Here is a 15,028-nt window from a genome sequence, read left to right as displayed (position 1 = left end):
CGTCTTACACCTTGTGTCCGAGCAGGCCGGTCGGCCGGAAGATCAACACGAGAATGAAGATCACGAAGATGCCGATCTGGCCCAGGCTTTCGCCCAGGAACAAGCCGCCGAGGGCTTCCACGACACCGATGATCAGCCCGCCGATCAGGGCGCCGACGAAGGAGCCCATGCCGCCGAGGACGACGATGGTGAAGGCGATCAGCACGAAGCCGTGGCCGACCTGGGGGCTGACGTAATAGCTCGGCAAAAGCAGGCAGGCGGCAACGCCGAGACAGGCAATGCCGAGGCCGAAGCTCATGGCGTAGACATGCTCGGTGTTGATGCCGACCAGCTTGGCGCCCTTGCGCTCCTTGGCAAGCGCGCGGATCGCCTTGCCGAGATCGGTCCTGGACATCAGAACCCAGAGGATGCCGGCGGTGACGAAGGCGCCGACGAAGGCGATCACCTTGGGCAGGGGCAGGAAAGCGCCGAGAATTTCGACGACCTCGAAGGAATAGGGGGTGTCGATCACCCGTGTGTCGGACTTGAAGACGAACAGGGACAGGTTCTCGATCACGATGGAAAGGCCGAGGGTGACGAGCAGGATGTTCTCGTCGCGGCCGTGGCCGGCCCGGGTGATGATCCCGCGCTGCAAGGCATAGCCGAGCGCGAACATTAAGGGCGGCACGATCAGCAGCGAGACGTAAGGGTCGACGCCGAACTGAACGTTGAGGAAATAGACCGCATAGAGCCCGATCATCAGGAGCGCGCCGTGGGCGAAATTGATGATGTGCAGGACGCCGTAGATCAGGGTCAGGCCGAGGGCGACCAGGGCGTAAAGCGCGCCCGTGGTGAGGCCGTTCAGCACGGACGGTATGAGAATGGCCAGGTCAGGCATAAGACCGCTCGAACAAACAAAGAGAAAATGCGCCGGGCAGTGGGAGCCCGGCGCCAGGTCGAAGGTTCTATGCTTCTTATTTCATCGGAAATACCGCGTCGGCGGACGCGAATTCCTTGGGGAAGATCACCTCGATATCGCCGTTGAGCACCTGGGTGTTCACCGGCTGGGCGCCCTGGTTCTGGCCGCCTTCCATCTTGGTCGGGCCGTAGGGCATGTAGGACATGTCCATGGTCGAGGTCGACAGGGCCTCGTTAACGGCATCCTTGTCGGTGGAACCAGCCCGTTCGAAGGCATCCGCCAGGCCGAGGACGGCGTTGTAGGCCAGGAACACCTCGTAAGTGTAGACGAGGCCCTTGGCTTCGGCGGCTGCCTTGCGCTGCAGCGCCACGTCCGACTTCGGATTGAACCAGTGGTTACAATCCATGATGTATTCGGCAGCTTCCGGGAATTCCTTGACGAACTTGTAGTTCGACGCGGCTCCGCCGAGCACCGAGTAGATGCCCTTGGCCTCCACACGCTGCTGGCGCATGGTGCGGGCGAGCAGGACGTATTCGTTGTAGTAGTTCGCCGGAATGATCAGGTCGGGCTTCTTCGCCTTGATCTGCAGCACGATGTTGGTGAAGTCGCGGGTCGGGTTGGCGTGCTTGATGACCTCGATGACCTCGATGCCCTTTTCAGGCAGCTTCTGCGACAGCAGGTTGGCGGTGCCGGTGCCGAACAGCGACTCCTCGTGAATGATCATGGCCGTCTTTGCCGGGGAACCGGCGGCCTTGTTGATCGTGTCCAGGTTGTCGACGGCGAATTCGGCGATCTTGCCGTAGCCCGGGCCGAAGCGGAACGTGTTGGGCAGGCCGCGGGTGACGATCTTGTCGGACACGCCGACGTCGACCACGTGCGGGGTGTTGGTCTTGGCCGCTTCCTGGGAGGTGGCGAGTGAAATGGACGAGGCATAGCCGGCGACGATGCTGTTCACGCCGGCTTCGGTCATCTTGGCGACTTCGGCGGCGCCGATGTCGGGCTTGCCCTGGCTGTCGCCGAGCATGGCTTCAAGCTGGGCGCCGCCCATGGACTTGATGCCGCCGGCCGCGTTGATGTCGGCAATCGCCATCAGAGCGCCTTCGCGGCACTGGTTGCCGGAAAAGGCGATGAAGCCGGAGACCGGATGGATCAGGCCGACCTTGACGGATGCCGGCTGGGCGCGCAGCACCGCCGGAAATCCGGTCACACCAAGTCCGAGTGCCGCAGCACCGGTCGTTTTCAGAAAATCGCGGCGGACAATGCCAGCCGACTTCTTGTCATCGGTCATGAAGACCTCCCCTTTTGGACCTCATCAGGTCGTGGTTTCCCGGTTTCCCGTCTGGATGTTGTTATCCGCCGTCGGCCGGGACCGATGGCGTCGTTGTCGCCGTCCAGCGCGGGCCGCTTTCCTCGCGGACCCGTCGCATGGACATTTCGAAGTGATAGAGATCGGGGCGGTAAAGCACCCGGATGTATTCCACCGGCCGTTCCCGGCTGTCGCACACCACGCGGCGAACCTCGATCAGGGGCGCGCCGGCGTGGATGGACAGCGCGCCGGCGACTTCCGAATCCGCAAGCGTTGCGGAAATCGTCTGCCGGGCGGAGCTGACGTCGACCCCGGTGCGTTCAAGCAGGTGCAGCAGCGGCTTCACGTCCAGGTCCGAGCGCTCGAACTGGCGGCCGATTTCCGCCGGCACGTAGGTGACGAGATAGGACATGGGCTCTTGATCGAGCCAGCGGACGCGGACGGCGCGCTGGACTTCCGTGCCGGGCTCAAGCTCCAGCGCCAGGGTGATGTCGTCGCTCGCCGGCACATATTCGAACTCGAGCACCTGGGCCTTTGTCGCCAGGCCCATCAGGGAGATGTTTTCCAGCCAGCCGTCGATGGAGGAGGTGACCGCCGGGGCAGGGGGGCGCTTGACGACGCGGGTGCCGCGGCCGCGCTCGCGCACCACGAGACCGGCGTCGGCCAGCTCATTGAGCGCCCGCTTGGCGGTGATGCGGGACACGCCGAATTCGGTGGTCAGGTCCTGTTCGCCCGGGACGAGGTCACCCTCCGACAGGTCGCCGCCGTAGATGCGGTTCCTGAGGATCAGGAAGATCTGGTGATAGAGGGGGACGTGGCCGGACGGATTGAGGCGTCCCATGGAGCGGCGTTCCGGCTCCGTCGCCTTGTCCATCTGCTCCGCTTTCGCGCTCACCGCCTATCCCCCGGCCGATTGAATTTGTTAAATGGTATGTCATTATACCATTATGTCAACCCGATTGAATCAGCGTCAGGTTATTTCGAGGGAGTAAGAGGTCATGCCGGTCATTCGCGTCACCCTGATCGAGGGCTATTCCGACGACACCCGCCAGCGGCTCGGCAAGGCGCTGACCGATGCGGTGCGCACCACCATCGCCGCGCCGCTCGATGGAATCACGGTCGCCATCGAGGAATTGAAGCCTTCGAACTACATGCGCGGCGGGCAGTCGCGGCTGCCTGGTAAGGCGGCTCCAGATCCGGCCGTTCGCATCCGCGACTTCCTCGAAACCATGGAGGCGCGTGACCTGGAGAAGGCGAAGAGCTTCCTGGCACCGGATTTCAGGATGACCTTTCCGGGTGCTGCCGAGTTCACCACGCTGGAGGAGCTGATCGCCTGGGCGAAACCGCGCTACCGGTTCGTGACCAAGACCTATGAGCGCTTCGACACCTGCGCGAGCGAAGACGGCGGCATCGTCTATTGCTACGGCACCCTTTCAGGCGAGTGGCCTGACGGCGAGGCCTTTGCCGGCATCCGCTTCATCGACCGGTTCGAATTTTCCGGCGACCTGATCGCCCGGCAGATGGTCTGGAACGATCTGGCGGAAGTCGCGCGCGGGTAGATCAGCCGGCGGTGCCGCGCCGGCACTGGGTGTCGACCAGGTCGACCAGGTACTGGAAGGCGTCGCCGATCTGGGCAGGGGACACATGCATTTCGATTTCGGCAAGGCCGAGGGCGGGCAGACCGAACCGGGCGCCGACGTCGCAGCACTCGGGCGGCAGGCTGCGCGGAGTCTTGACCGTGATGGCAAGGCCCGAGCGGACAGGGATGTTGATGCCGGTCGGCGACTGGCTGACATAGGGCTCGCGCCACGCCCGCCCGATGCGGCCGACGGCGGCAAGCGCATGAGCCCGGAACAGGCAGCCGTCCGGATTGAGCGCCAGCGGCAGCACCATGTCTTCCGAATAGTCGAAGTCCTCACGGGCGACCCAGATCATCGGTTCCACACCCAGCACGCGGCCGGTCTTGGTCGGCTGGTGGCGCACGGCCAGGACCAGGTCCAGCTTGCCGGCCTTGAACCGCTCCACCAATTCGGAGGACACGTCGCAGACGACCTCGACCTGGACTTCGGGATAGGCCTCGGCGAGGGTTGCGAGAAAGCCCGGCAGGTAGGCTGCCGCGTGTTCCTCCGTCAGGCCGAAGCGGATGCGTTCGGGCGGGAGATCGCGGGAGAGGGCCGCATGGGCGTCCTGCTGCAGCCGCAACAGCTGGCGCGCATAAGGCAGAAGGCGGGTCCCGGCCGGTGTCAGCGCCACGGTCCGGCTGGTGCGCGCGAACAGCGGCGTGCCCATGTGCTCCTCCAGTCGCTTGATCTGCAGGCTGACGGCGGATTGCGTCCGGTTCAGAAGTTTGGCCGCGGCACTGAAGCCGCCGGTATCCGCCACGGCCACAAAGGCCTTGAGAAGATCGCTGTCCATGGGGTTGGTCCGTCAATCGGGATTGGGTTTGTTGTGCGTGGAGCAAAGCCGTACCTATCCCGTCATTCCAGACAAGTGAGGCTTGGCCGAACGCTGATCTGGAATCCAGACATCAGCCGCGCCGCGGGCACGTCTCAACTCCTATTGGAAGCGGAGCTCGCTAAGCTCGCGCTGTCAGTTGGATTCCAGATCTCGCGAAGGCGCTTGCGCGCCACACGGTCTGGAATGACGGCAGAATTAGTGGCGGCTTCGGCAGGAAACCTCACCTTCTTCCGTCGCATCTTATCCATTACAGATCCTCATAGATGAAATAGCAACAACTCGTTTCTCGCATCGATACGGATCGACTACGCTTTTTTCCAAATCGTGCAACACGAGACGGAGGATGGTCCGGATGAGCGAGATGGAAGCGGCTGCAGTCGGCCTGGAGGACTGTATCGATCTCAGGCGGTATCCCATTCATAGGCTGGAGGAAGCGGAAGGCCAGGCGCTGATAGACGCGTGCCGGCGGCAACTGGCCGAAGACGGCTGCGCGGTGCTGAAGGACTTCGTGCCGCCGTCGATGCTTAAGCAGCTCGAGGCGGAGACCGAACGGCTGTCGCCTTATGCCCATATCAACGAGACGGAGACCAACCCGTATAATTCCGCCGGCGACCCGTCGCTGCCGCCGGAGCATCCGAAGAACCGCTTCGACGACCGCACCAACGGTTTCGTCGCCGGCGACCGGATCGCGTCCGACACGATCATCCGGACGCTTTATCACCATCCGGACTTCAAGGCCTTCGTCGCCGCGGTGGTGGGTGAACCTGAAATCCACGAGTTTGCCGATCCGCTTGCCGATCTCGTGGTCAATGTGCTGAAGGAGGGCCGCCAGCATCCCTGGCATTTCGACAGCAACGACTTCATCGTGTCGATGCAGACGCGCAAGCCCCTGGGGGGCGGGATCTTCCAGTACGCGCCCAATATCCGCGGTGCCGCGGGGGAGAATTTCGAGGGCGTGCAGCGCATTCTCGACGGCGACCACAGCGCATTGAAGACCCTGGAACTGTCGCCGGGCGACCTGCAGATCTTCTTCGGCCGCAACTCGCTGCATCGGGTCAGCCCGGTGGAAGGTCCGCGCGAACGGCACACGGTGATCTTTGCCTATGCCCGAGAACCCGGCTTCATCGGCCGCCCGGAACGCGCCCGGGCCATCTTCGGCCGTATGGCGCCGATCCACGAGGAGATGCTGAAGCGCGAGATCGTGCGCACCGACGCCCTTGCGGATTGAGGGTTTGGCGGTGGGGATGATGGCAGATTATGAGGCAAGGAAGCGCCTGATCCTCAGTTGTCATCCCGGCCGCAGCGAAGCGGAGAGCCGGGATCCAGTAACCCGTGAGGCCGGCTGCTTGAGCCGGGAGGACACGGCGTACTGGGTCCCCGGTCGCGCTTCGCTTGCCGGGGATGACAACTGTGCGGGTGAGAGGCGCGCGCTAATCGCCAAACCCCGCCATCGACGAACACATTTTATACGGCCACACTCCATGGAACTGGCCGGGAGATGAAGAGGAAAGACCCTCATGAGCATTGTTGAAAGCGATGTCCTGACAGACCGCGAGCCGGAGGAGATCCCGATCATTCCGTCGGCGCCGACCGGCAATACGGATCCGATTCCGCAGGCCTTCGATCCAAGGCGGCTGAGGGCCGGGCGGCTGGCGCGGCTCAGGGCGATGATGGTGGAGGAGGACTATGCGGCCCTCGTCCTGTTCGACCCGAACAACCAGCGTTACGCCACCGGCTCGCGCAACATGTTCGGCTATTTCCTGCGCAATTCCACCCGCTATATCTACGTGCCGGTACAGGGGCCGATCATCCTGTTCGAATATCCTGGCAGCGAGCATGTCTCCATGTGGCTGGAAACCATCGACGAGCACCGGGTGTCGAAGGTGGTCTGGTCGGCGGTGAACCAGCGCGACGGTGTCTCCTCCGATCCCTTCGGCGCGGAGATCGCCGAGCTGGTCAAGGCCCATGGCGGTGGCGGCACCAAGGTCGGCCTCGACCGGGCGGCGGTGAACCTGGTCCGCTCGCTGGAGGCTGAGGGCCTCAATGCAGTCGACTGCATGCAGGACACGCTTCATTACCGGCGGATCAAGACGCCGGAGGAGATCGCCTGCCTCGCCCAGTCCGTCGCCGGAACGGAGGCCGCCGTCTACGAAGTGGAACAGGCGATCAAACCGGGCGTGACGGAAAACGAACTCTTCGCCGTGCTTTATGGCAACGTCATCCGCCAGGGCGGCGAGTTCATCGAGACGCGGCTGCTCAATTCCGGCCCGCGCACCAACCCGTGGTTCAACGAGGCGAGCGAACGCCCCGTTCGGCCCGGCGAACTGATCGCGCTCGACACCGACACCATCGGCTGCCACGGCTACTACTGCGACTTCTCGCGCACCTTCCACGTGGGGCCGGGCCGGCCGAGCGCCTATCAGAAGGAGCTCTACCGGATGGCCTACGACCAGATCCATTTCAACATGGACCTGCTTCGGCCGGGCCTGAGCTACCGGGAGCTGGCGGAACGCGCCTGGAAGATTCCCGAGCGCTTCTACGACCGGCGTTATCCCTCGATCATCCACGGCGTCGGCCTGCACGGGGAAACGCCGCTGGTGGCGCACCAGGGGGACTTCGACAAGTATTCGAAGGACGGCGTGCTGGAGCCGGGCATGGTGGTGTCGGTGGAAAGCTATATCGGCGAGGTCGATGCCATGGACGGGGTCAAGCTGGAGGAACAGGTGGTGATCACCGAAAACGGCGTCGCCAAAATGTCCCGCTATCCCTACAGTGACGTTCTGCTTGACCGTGAAATCTAGCTCGTTCCTGTCGCTTTTCCGGAGGTGTCCATGTCGCGTTATCTGACCGTCGCGGCCGCGCAATTTGCCTGCGTGAGCGGCGATATCGCCGCCAATGCGGAAAAGCATCTGATGTTCATCGAGCGGGCGCGGGCGGTCGGCGCGGACATGCTGGTGTTTCCCGAACTCTCCCTTGTCGGCCATAACGGTGCCGAGAACCTGCTCGACGTGACCATGAATTCCCGGGACGAACGGCTCAAGGCGCTGAGCCGCGAGGCGGGGGAAATGGAAATCGTGGTCAGCTTCGTCGAGGAGGGGCCGGCCGCGCAGTTCTACAATGCGTCCGCCGTCTACAAGGACGGGGCGCTGCGCTACATCCACCGCAAGATCAACATTCCCTCCTACGGCCGGCTGGTGGAGACGAAGTATTATTCCCATGGCCGGTTCGTCGACATCCACCGGGTGAGCGAGGACTGGGCGATGGGGCTGCTGATCTGCGCGGACCTTTACAATCCCGCGCTGACCCACCTGGCCTTCCTGCACGGGGCGACCATGCTGGTCGCCCCGATCTCCAGCGGCCGCGAGGCCGTCGGCGGCACGTTCGACAATCCCCGCTCCTGGGGAACGACGCTGCGCTTCTACGCCATGATGTACGGCGCGCCGGTGGTCATGGCCAACCGGATCGGCCGGGAAGGCGATCTCAATTTCTGGGGTGGCTCGCGCATCCTCGATGCCTACGGAACCGTCGTGGCGGAGGCGGAGGACGGCGAGGAACTGATCTTCGCCCGGCTCGACTATGCCGACACCCGCAAGGCCCGAGCGATGCTGCCCACCGTGCGCGACAGCAACATCGCGTTGGTCCACCGCGAAACCACCCGCCTGATCGAAAACCTCGGCGTGCCGACGCTGGTCCGGGACGATTAGGGGGCGGCAGGGGGCCCACAAGATACCCCATGTCCAGACGCGAAAGGCCGCGGCGGGATGGTGTTAAAATATTGAAAGTTATTGAGAAAACTGGTGCCGGCAGCAGGATTCGAACCCGCGACCCCCTGATTACAAATCAGATGCTCTACCAGCTGAGCTATACCGGCATATGAGCCGCCTTCTAGCAGAAAAATCCGGCTTGTGCATGATTTTCGCATGAGGCGGCACGAAATCCCATCTTCGAGCTAACAAACGGCGGAAAGCCGGGTGTTTGGGGCGCTCCGTTTGTGGATAGTTGAAGGGCGCGTTTTTGCGGAAAACGTTCTTTTCAATGTGGCCCCGCCGGCCTCAGGCGCGACAGGACGCCGTGCGCCCATCTGTCCGCTTTCGACGGGAAATAAACTTGAATTAATTAGTCATATTATTAACATGCCCCGCGATCCGACCTGTGGGCCGATAGATCCGGCGGCGGTCGAAACGAACACAGCCACGAACGGGAGTGCGGAATGTTTCTTGCCATGAACAGGTTCCGGGTGAACAAGGGCCAGGAAAGCGCGTTTGAGGAGGTCTGGAAGAGCCGGGATTCCCAGCTGGAAAAGGTGCCGGGTTTTCAGAGCTTTCACCTGATGAAGGGACCGGAGGCGGAAGACGGCTCCACCGTGCTTTACGCCTCGCACACGATCTGGGCCAGCAAGGACGATTTCATCGCCTGGACGAAGTCGGAGCATTTCCGGAACGCCCACAAGAACGCGGGCGACAACAAGGGGCTTTATGCCGGCCATCCTGAGTTCGAGGGCTTCGAGGCGGTCGAGGGCGCGTAGGCGCCAGACGGCTTCCGGAGCCGGTCCCTTCAATTGATCCCTGCCCTCAATCGGTGCTTGCCAATGACGCCGGGAGGGTTTTTGCTCTTAAAGCTCTATCGTTGTCCGCTCTGCCGGGAGCGGAGCCTGCGGCGTTGGCGGCAGGGAGAAAAGGGGAGGGAGCCGCATTCTTGAAGAAAGTGCGAGATACGGCGAAGTCGTTGCCCTGATCGTTGCTGGCGCCGGGATTGCGCTGGTCATCTATGCGGTGTTCCTGCGCAAATCCATTTTCATCTTGGCCGCGGGAGCTCTGGTCGCCGCAGCGGCCTTCGTTGCGCCGATGCTGTTGCGGGTGCCGCCGGTTTCGGTCGTGGTGGTGCGTTCGCAGAATGCCGATGTCGTCGTTGAACGCCGCGACCTGTTTTACGGCGGTACCTATCATGGCCGGGACGGGGCGCGTCTGGCGGTCCCCACGGACCGGCGTTTCGGACGGACAGCGACGATCCTCATCAATGACAGCGACCGCCTGGTAACGGTTACCGGGTACAGCTATTCCGTTGTTCCGAACGCCGCCGGTTCCGCCGATCTGATGGCCTATCTTCTGCCGGGCGAGGCGCAGGTGTTTCCGCGCCGGATCGACACGTTCGGGTCCGATGCTGACGGGCCGCCGAAGGAGATCGTTTCCGAAAGCGCGGTTGGCTTCAGGAGCTACCTTGCCTACGGCGCTGAGCCTTACAAGGACGTGGGATCGCCGACGGTAGAGGAATTGGACGCCGCCCTCACGATGCCACCGGGTCGGGCCTTGAAGGGGCTTTCGCCGGTCGCGGACTGAGCGTGCCGCTTCGCCTCAAAGCCCCATTTTCGTTCGCGCCACGTAGAGGGCGAGGACGGCGGCGTTGGAGACGTTCAGCGAACGGATCTTGCCCGGCATGTCGAGACGGGCGAGACTGTCGCAAGCCTCGCGCACGCCCTGGCGCACGCCTTTTCCCTCCGAGCCCAGCACCAGCACCGTCTTCGGGCCGAACTCCGTCTGCTCCAGCGAGGCCTCGCCGTTGCTGTCGAGGGCGACACTGAAAAAGCCCTGTTCGCCCATTTCGGTGATGAAGCGGGCCATGTTCTTCACCCGCACATGCTTGATCATGTCGAGCGCGCCGCTGGCGGATTTGGCGAGCACCGGGCCTTCCTCGGGCGCGTGGCGCTCGGTGGTGACCACCGCGTCGGCGTCAAGGGCGACGGCAGAGCGCAGGATGGCGCCGACGTTATGCGGATCGGTGACCTGGTCGAGCGCAAGCACCAGCCGGGCGCCCTTCAGCTCCTTCACGCCATAGGCGGGCAGGGGATCGGCTTCCAGGATCACCCCCTGGTGGACGGCGTCCCTTGTGACCATGTGGTCGAGCTGGCGCGGCTGCACGGTCTCGACCGGCACGTCGATCCTGATGCCGCGTTCGTCCAACCTGCGCTGGGCGTTTTCGGTGGCAAAGAGCTTGCGCCGCTTGCGGTCCGGGTTGGCGAAGGCGGCCTCCACCGTGTGCATGCCGTAAAGCAGGATCGGGCCTTCCGGCGGCAGGCCGGGCCGGCGCGGTGCCGGCTTCTTCTTGGCAAAGGGGAGGCGGCCGTCCTTGGAAGACGGACGCTTGGGTCGGCGGTTGGGAGTGTCATCGGTCATGGCGCACTCCTAACTCTAAAAAGAGCGGCGGGGAAGATGTTCTAACCTTCCGACGCCTGTTTCAGATCCTTCAGAAACGCGCGGATGCGTTTTGCGTTGACGCCGCGGTCGATGCGCCCGACCCGGGAGCGGGAGCGCATGTCGACGAGGGAGCCGTCGCCGTCTTCCTGAATGCGGATGACGATTTCGTCCTTGAACCCAAAGACCAGCGAACTGGCAACCGCCTCGATCCGCCCCTCGTCGGGCACATCGGCGACGATCTCCCAGCCGCGGCCTTTCACGATATTAAGGGCGTGCGCATAGGTCTTCTCGGGTGACGTTGCCAGGGTCAGCGGCGCCAGATCCGGATAGGCCGTCTGCTGCAGCTCGGCGGTCGCGCCGCCGGGATAGTCGATCGGGTTGGGCATGTCCCAGAAGACCGGCGGATCTTGCCGGTCGGTAGTGATGTCGTTGATCGGCGGATAGGCCCGTGCCGCGTAGTCGAAGCGGGCGGTCATCCCGAGCAGCGGGGCGCTGAGGACAAGTCCCAGGAGGCTGATGATCAGGCCGCGCCGGCCGCCTTCGGGGCGAGAGATGACAAGGCCGGCAAGCGACAGTAGGCAGCCGACGGCGGATGCGTAGACGGCCCACTCTGCAAGGTTCATGACCTCGGCCACGAACCAGGTGCCGCTTCGATAGCCGATCACCGAGGCGGCGAACAGGCCAATGCCGATGAGGGATCCCAGAAAGCCGATCACGGCGATCCTGGAGAAGGGCTTGCGTGCAGGGGTGGAGCTTTGGCCGGTCATTCTTCTTCTTTCTTGTAGGTTTGTTCGCGGTTGATCGCGTAGCCGCTGGCCGGTCCGCGCAGGGGCTGGATCAGCATGCGGTCGAGCCACAGGTCACGGACGGTCCGGAACTGTTCGATGCCGATGGTCATGCCTTCATGGCCGTCGCGCGGCTGGGCGGTGTAGGTGCCGAGCAGCCGGTCCCACCAGGGCAGATTGAAGCCGAAGTTGCTGTTGGTCTCCGCCGGGTGAATGGAGTGATGGACCCGGTGCATGTCGGGCGTCACGACCAGGAGCCTGAGAACCCGGTCGACGTTCTCGGGAAGCTTCACATTGGAATGGTTGAACATGGCGGTGGCGTTCAAGAGGACCTCGAAGATGAGGACGGCGACGGCGGGCGGGCCGAGAACGGCGACGACCGCCAGCTTGATCCCCATGGACAACAGGATTTCCACCGGGTGAAAGCGCAGGCCCGTGGTCACGTCGATTTCCAGATCCGCATGGTGCATCCGGTGCAGCCGCCACAGGGCGGGTACGGCATGAAACATGACGTGCTGCAGGTAGATCGCCAGATCGAGCGCGACGACGGACACCGTGATGGCAAGCCAGGCGGGTGCCTGGAAGATGTTGAACAGGCCCCAGCCGCGCTCAGCGGCCAGAAGCGCCAGCCCGACGGCGACGATCGGGAAGGTCAGCCGGACCAGGAAACTGTCGAGCAGCACCACGCCGATGTTGTTGGTCCAGCGGATCACCCGCGGGATCTCCCGCCGGCGACGGGGAGACGCGGCTTCCCAGATGGCCATGACAATCAGAACGCCGAGGAAGAAGACGATGCGAATCAGGGGTTCGTTCGCGAGCAGGGTTTCTGTCATCTGATCTGGCATCTGGTCCGGTCTTGTCCGCCTGCCGGCGCCTTTGGGGCACCGGCTTAAATTCAAATTTCGATATATATACGAGGAAAGCCGGCCGGATGCCAATCGGCCGGCGTGAGATCGTGTCAGCAGGATTTTGTCGCATTTGCGCGATATCAAAGTGCCGATGGAACCATTGGCGATAGACTTCCGTTAATGACAGGGACCCTTAAACGAGGTGACATCATGACCAGACTTATTCGGAATGCGGCACTGGCAATCGTTCTGGGGCTGAGCGGATCGGCCATGATGGCCGCCCAGGCTTCGGCACAGTCACATGCCTCCTGCGACAGTTACGCCCGCGACTACGCCAACCGGAACACGCGCACAGGAAACAATGTGGTCGGCGGCGCCGTCGGCGGCGCCGTTGTCGGCGGAGTGATCGGCTCGGTTACCGGCAGCTGGGGCCGGGGCGCGGCCATCGGCGGCGGTGTCGGCGCCGCAGCCGGTGCGGGCAAGTCCTCGGTCGAATGGAACCGTGCCTATAAGCGGGCCTATAATGACTGCATGGCGCGGCGGAACGCGCCGCGGCCGCAGCGCGGCGGCGGCCTGGAGCCGTGGTCGCCTGCCTGGTACGATTACTGCCGCAGCAAGTACCGGTCGTTCGACCCGAACACGGGCTACTACACGACTTACGGCGGTCAGAAACGCTTCTGCCAGTAAGTCCTGGCCGGGTGGCCTGACGGTGGATCGGCCGGTTTACTGGCCGATCCCGAAAATCATGCAGTTGGCCGTCCCGTGGGCGATCAGCTTGCCGTTGGCATCGACCAGGCTGCCTTCGGCCGTTGCGAGCCGCCGGCCCCGGTGGACCATACGGCCCTCGCAGCGGACCTCGCCGGCACCGGGCATCAGCGGACGGACCATATTCACCGTGAGCGACGTGGTCGTGCAGAGTTCGCCGGCTTCAAGGTCGGTATGGATGGCGCACGTCAGGGCCGAATCGAGGATCGTGGAGATCCAGCCGCCATGAACGGTGCCCTGCGGGTTCATGTGAGCCGCCGACGGCGTGCCGGTGAAGACGGCGCGTCCGCGTTCGGCTTCCCGCAGTCCCATTTCCATGGTGACCATGATCGGTGGCGCGGGCAGGCGGCCGGCGAGCATTTCTTCGAATATTTCCACGCCGGTCATCCGGGCGATGCGGTCGCGGGGCAGGGCTCCGAGATTCGGACTGCTGCCGGCGGTCTGTGTTTCGTTCATGAGTGACATGTCCCTGTTTTCCTTGTGACTGGATTCATTCGCCGGGTGTGACCGCTTCGGCGCGGTGAACGGCTTTGCGCAGCGCCGACAGATGGGCGCGGATTGCGTCTTCGTCCGGCGTTTCGAGCATGTCGGTCAGGCTGTTCTGCGCCTGCTGCCAGGCTTCATAGGCGTCCGCCAGACTTTCCTCACCCTGCCGGGTCAGTTCCGGGACGACCTGCTTCGGGCCTTTTTTGTGTCTGCGGACCAGGCCTGCCTGCTCCAGCGGATGCAGATTGCGCTGGAGGGTGGAGCGTTCGATGCCCATCAGGCGGGCAAGGTCGCTCAAGGAGTTCGCCCGGCCGGAACCGATCACGCCGAGCAGGACCGCCTGGGTGACTTCCAGGTTCAGCGGCGCCAGGTAGCGGTTGTAGTGGCGGGTCACCAGATTGGCGGTCCGCCGGGCGGCGTGCGCCAGGCAAACGCGGCCCATCCATTCAATATCCATCGGGTGCGGGTCTCCGGGTGTCTGATTGTGTTGCATATACAACGATAATGTTGCAGCTACAACACTTCTATTGCGGCGGATTCCTGCCGGACTGGATGTAAACTGCGGAATTCTCCCGGATTTCTCCATGGGTGCCAGACGGCAATTGACTGCAAACAAAGATAAATTCCCCGCTCGAAGCGCTCATCTGACGAGGCAGAGGGGGCGGGAGGGGCAAAGTTGGGAAATTTTCGAAATGTTCTGAAAATCGGCGTTGACACCACTACCCGTCATCTGCATAACACGCGCCACGGGATTGCTCGTCCTTCCGGGCGGGCTCTTCGTGAAGCCATCCTGACCGCTTCGGCGTGAAGCAGGACGAGATGGAGGAGTGCCCGAGTGGCTAAAGGGGACGGACTGTAAATCCGTTGGCTATGCCTACGTTGGTTCGAATCCAACCTCCTCCACCATCGTCCGGCAGACCTCCGGTGCGCGGGTGTAGCTCAATGGTAGAGCAGCAGCCTTCCAAGCTGACGACGAGGGTTCGATTCCCTTCACCCGCTCCATCATGGGTGCTGATCGGAGTGTCCGGAACGGAAGCTGCTTTCGCCCGGAAATCCTGAACAGAACATACGGGAAGCAATTCGTCGTCCGCGGATACGTCCAAAGCGCCGGAAAGCGTCCCGCCTCGAGCCTTTAACGATTACACGTATTGGACAGAGAGCGACGCCGATGGCGAAGGAAAAATTTGAGCGTAACAAGCCGCACGTCAACATTGGCACGATTGGGCACGTTGACCACGGCAAGACCACGCTGACTGCTGCGATCACGATGACGCTGGCTGAAGCCGGCGGCG

At 63.2% G+C, this 15,028-nt stretch carries 17 protein-coding genes and 3 tRNA genes; 10 read left to right on the top strand and 10 right to left on the bottom strand.

The window, feature by feature from the left end; genetic code table 11:
- Window positions 1–4: 4 nt before the first annotated feature.
- The 3 genes from HK439_RS17650 to HK439_RS17640 form a co-directional block, all read right to left on the bottom strand.
- Complete coding sequence (locus HK439_RS17650) at window positions 5–877, bottom strand: branched-chain amino acid ABC transporter permease (RefSeq protein ID WP_190292837.1); 873 nt, start codon at window positions 875–877, stop codon at window positions 5–7.
- Window positions 878–953: 76 nt separating this feature from the next.
- Window positions 954–2,186, bottom strand: coding sequence for an ABC transporter substrate-binding protein (locus HK439_RS17645; protein WP_190292836.1), 1,233 nt, complete (start codon window positions 2,184–2,186; stop codon window positions 954–956).
- Window positions 2,187–2,247: 61 nt separating this feature from the next.
- Window positions 2,248–3,099, bottom strand: a complete 852-nt coding sequence (locus HK439_RS17640; protein WP_190292835.1) for a GntR family transcriptional regulator — start codon at window positions 3,097–3,099, stop codon at window positions 2,248–2,250.
- Between the two features lie 103 nt (window positions 3,100–3,202).
- Here HK439_RS17640 and HK439_RS17635 point away from each other — a divergent pair, with 103 nt between their 5' ends.
- A complete protein-coding gene (locus HK439_RS17635; protein WP_190292834.1) occupies window positions 3,203–3,763 on the top strand; it encodes a tautomerase family protein in 561 nt (186 codons plus the stop codon).
- Between the two features lies 1 nt (window position 3,764).
- Here the strand turns inward: HK439_RS17635 and HK439_RS17630 are convergent, their stop codons facing one another.
- A complete protein-coding gene (locus tag HK439_RS17630; RefSeq protein WP_190292833.1) occupies window positions 3,765–4,619 on the bottom strand; it encodes a LysR family transcriptional regulator in 855 nt (284 codons plus the stop codon).
- 394 nt (window positions 4,620–5,013) lie between these two features.
- On the opposite strand from HK439_RS17630, the gene HK439_RS17625 reads away from it, so the two are divergent.
- The 3 genes from HK439_RS17625 (at window position 5,014) to HK439_RS17615 (ending at window position 8,365) form a co-directional block, all read left to right on the top strand.
- Window positions 5,014–5,889: a hypothetical protein gene (locus HK439_RS17625; RefSeq protein ID WP_190292832.1), complete on the top strand. Its 876-nt coding sequence runs from the start codon at window positions 5,014–5,016 to the stop codon at window positions 5,887–5,889.
- Window positions 5,890–6,178: 289 nt separating this feature from the next.
- On the top strand, window positions 6,179–7,462 hold the full coding sequence (locus HK439_RS17620) for a M24 family metallopeptidase (RefSeq protein ID WP_190292831.1): 1,284 nt from the start codon (window positions 6,179–6,181) through the stop codon (window positions 7,460–7,462).
- A 30-nt stretch (window positions 7,463–7,492) separates the two neighbouring features.
- Window positions 7,493–8,365, top strand: coding sequence for a nitrilase-related carbon-nitrogen hydrolase (locus HK439_RS17615; RefSeq protein WP_190292830.1), 873 nt, complete (start codon window positions 7,493–7,495; stop codon window positions 8,363–8,365).
- A gap of 91 nt (window positions 8,366–8,456) precedes the next feature.
- Here the strand turns inward: HK439_RS17615 and HK439_RS17610 are convergent.
- Window positions 8,457–8,532 (bottom strand) — tRNA-Thr (locus tag HK439_RS17610).
- Window positions 8,533–8,871: 339 nt separating this feature from the next.
- On the opposite strand from HK439_RS17610, the gene HK439_RS17605 reads away from it, so the two are divergent.
- Window positions 8,872–9,186, top strand: coding sequence for an antibiotic biosynthesis monooxygenase family protein (locus HK439_RS17605; RefSeq protein WP_190292829.1), 315 nt, complete (start codon window positions 8,872–8,874; stop codon window positions 9,184–9,186).
- A 274-nt stretch (window positions 9,187–9,460) separates the two neighbouring features.
- A complete protein-coding gene (locus HK439_RS17600; RefSeq protein WP_190292828.1) occupies window positions 9,461–9,997 on the top strand; it encodes a hypothetical protein in 537 nt (178 codons plus the stop codon).
- A gap of 15 nt (window positions 9,998–10,012) precedes the next feature.
- Here HK439_RS17600 and HK439_RS17595 read toward each other — a convergent pair whose 3' ends face one another.
- The 3 genes from HK439_RS17595 to HK439_RS17585 are packed head-to-tail and all read right to left on the bottom strand — an operon-like array spanning window position 10,013 to window position 12,470.
- Window positions 10,013–10,831, bottom strand: coding sequence for a TrmH family RNA methyltransferase (locus HK439_RS17595; RefSeq protein WP_190292827.1), 819 nt, complete (start codon window positions 10,829–10,831; stop codon window positions 10,013–10,015).
- Between the two features lie 41 nt (window positions 10,832–10,872).
- A complete protein-coding gene (locus HK439_RS17590; RefSeq protein WP_190292826.1) occupies window positions 10,873–11,619 on the bottom strand; it encodes a DUF1499 domain-containing protein in 747 nt (248 codons plus the stop codon).
- Window positions 11,616–12,470 carry a sterol desaturase family protein gene (locus tag HK439_RS17585; protein ID WP_190292825.1) on the bottom strand — a complete coding sequence of 285 codons (855 nt, stop codon included), beginning with the start codon at window positions 12,468–12,470 and terminating at the stop codon, window positions 11,616–11,618. The genes HK439_RS17590 and HK439_RS17585 overlap by 4 nt, the downstream gene beginning before the upstream one ends.
- A 225-nt stretch (window positions 12,471–12,695) precedes the next feature.
- Here HK439_RS17585 and HK439_RS17580 point away from each other — a divergent pair, with 225 nt between their 5' ends.
- Window positions 12,696–13,172, top strand: a complete 477-nt coding sequence (locus HK439_RS17580) for a BA14K family protein (protein ID WP_209011910.1) — start codon at window positions 12,696–12,698, stop codon at window positions 13,170–13,172.
- A 36-nt stretch (window positions 13,173–13,208) separates the two neighbouring features.
- On the opposite strand, the gene HK439_RS17575 is transcribed toward HK439_RS17580, so the two are convergent.
- Complete coding sequence (locus tag HK439_RS17575) at window positions 13,209–13,706, bottom strand: PaaI family thioesterase (protein ID WP_190292824.1); 498 nt, start codon at window positions 13,704–13,706, stop codon at window positions 13,209–13,211.
- Window positions 13,707–13,740: 34 nt separating this feature from the next.
- The gene (locus HK439_RS17570; RefSeq protein WP_190292823.1) at window positions 13,741–14,193 is read right to left on the bottom strand and encodes a MarR family winged helix-turn-helix transcriptional regulator; all 453 of its coding nucleotides are present in this window, start codon (window positions 14,191–14,193) and stop codon (window positions 13,741–13,743) included.
- 364 nt (window positions 14,194–14,557) lie between these two features.
- Here HK439_RS17570 and HK439_RS17565 point away from each other — a divergent pair.
- From HK439_RS17565 to HK439_RS17555, 3 genes are all read left to right on the top strand, one after another.
- Window positions 14,558–14,642 (top strand) — tRNA-Tyr (locus HK439_RS17565).
- A gap of 22 nt (window positions 14,643–14,664) precedes the next feature.
- Window positions 14,665–14,738 (top strand) — tRNA-Gly (locus tag HK439_RS17560).
- Between the two features lie 166 nt (window positions 14,739–14,904).
- Window positions 14,905–15,028: GTP-binding protein (locus HK439_RS17555; RefSeq protein WP_235987997.1), on the top strand; the 124-nt coding region annotated here is incomplete at its 3' end.

The sequence above is a fragment of the Roseibium aggregatum genome, from assembly GCF_014692675.1.
Classification (GTDB): Bacteria; Pseudomonadota; Alphaproteobacteria; order Rhizobiales; family Stappiaceae; genus Roseibium; species Roseibium aggregatum_C.
Note: the sequence above shows the minus strand (reverse complement) of the source record. Positions and strands in the feature narration are given on the sequence as shown.

Coding starts and splice junctions, on each gene's coding strand:
- HK439_RS17650 (WP_190292837.1), bottom strand. CDS start 877: ATGCCTGACCTGGCCATTCTCATACCGTCCGTGCTGAACGGCCTCACC.
- HK439_RS17620 (WP_190292831.1), top strand. CDS start 6,179: ATGAGCATTGTTGAAAGCGATGTCCTGACAGACCGCGAGCCGGAGGAG.
- HK439_RS17570 (WP_190292823.1), bottom strand. CDS start 14,193: ATGGATATTGAATGGATGGGCCGCGTTTGCCTGGCGCACGCCGCCCGG.
- HK439_RS17585 (WP_190292825.1), bottom strand. CDS start 12,470: ATGACAGAAACCCTGCTCGCGAACGAACCCCTGATTCGCATCGTCTTC.
- HK439_RS17645 (WP_190292836.1), bottom strand. CDS start 2,186: ATGACCGATGACAAGAAGTCGGCTGGCATTGTCCGCCGCGATTTTCTG.
- HK439_RS17625 (WP_190292832.1), top strand. CDS start 5,014: ATGAGCGAGATGGAAGCGGCTGCAGTCGGCCTGGAGGACTGTATCGAT.
- HK439_RS17635 (WP_190292834.1), top strand. CDS start 3,203: ATGCCGGTCATTCGCGTCACCCTGATCGAGGGCTATTCCGACGACACC.
- HK439_RS17575 (WP_190292824.1), bottom strand. CDS start 13,706: ATGAACGAAACACAGACCGCCGGCAGCAGTCCGAATCTCGGAGCCCTG.
- HK439_RS17595 (WP_190292827.1), bottom strand. CDS start 10,831: ATGACCGATGACACTCCCAACCGCCGACCCAAGCGTCCGTCTTCCAAG.
- HK439_RS17590 (WP_190292826.1), bottom strand. CDS start 11,619: ATGACCGGCCAAAGCTCCACCCCTGCACGCAAGCCCTTCTCCAGGATC.
- HK439_RS17605 (WP_190292829.1), top strand. CDS start 8,872: ATGTTTCTTGCCATGAACAGGTTCCGGGTGAACAAGGGCCAGGAAAGC.
- HK439_RS17580 (WP_209011910.1), top strand. CDS start 12,696: ATGACCAGACTTATTCGGAATGCGGCACTGGCAATCGTTCTGGGGCTG.
- HK439_RS17615 (WP_190292830.1), top strand. CDS start 7,493: ATGTCGCGTTATCTGACCGTCGCGGCCGCGCAATTTGCCTGCGTGAGC.
- HK439_RS17630 (WP_190292833.1), bottom strand. CDS start 4,619: ATGGACAGCGATCTTCTCAAGGCCTTTGTGGCCGTGGCGGATACCGGC.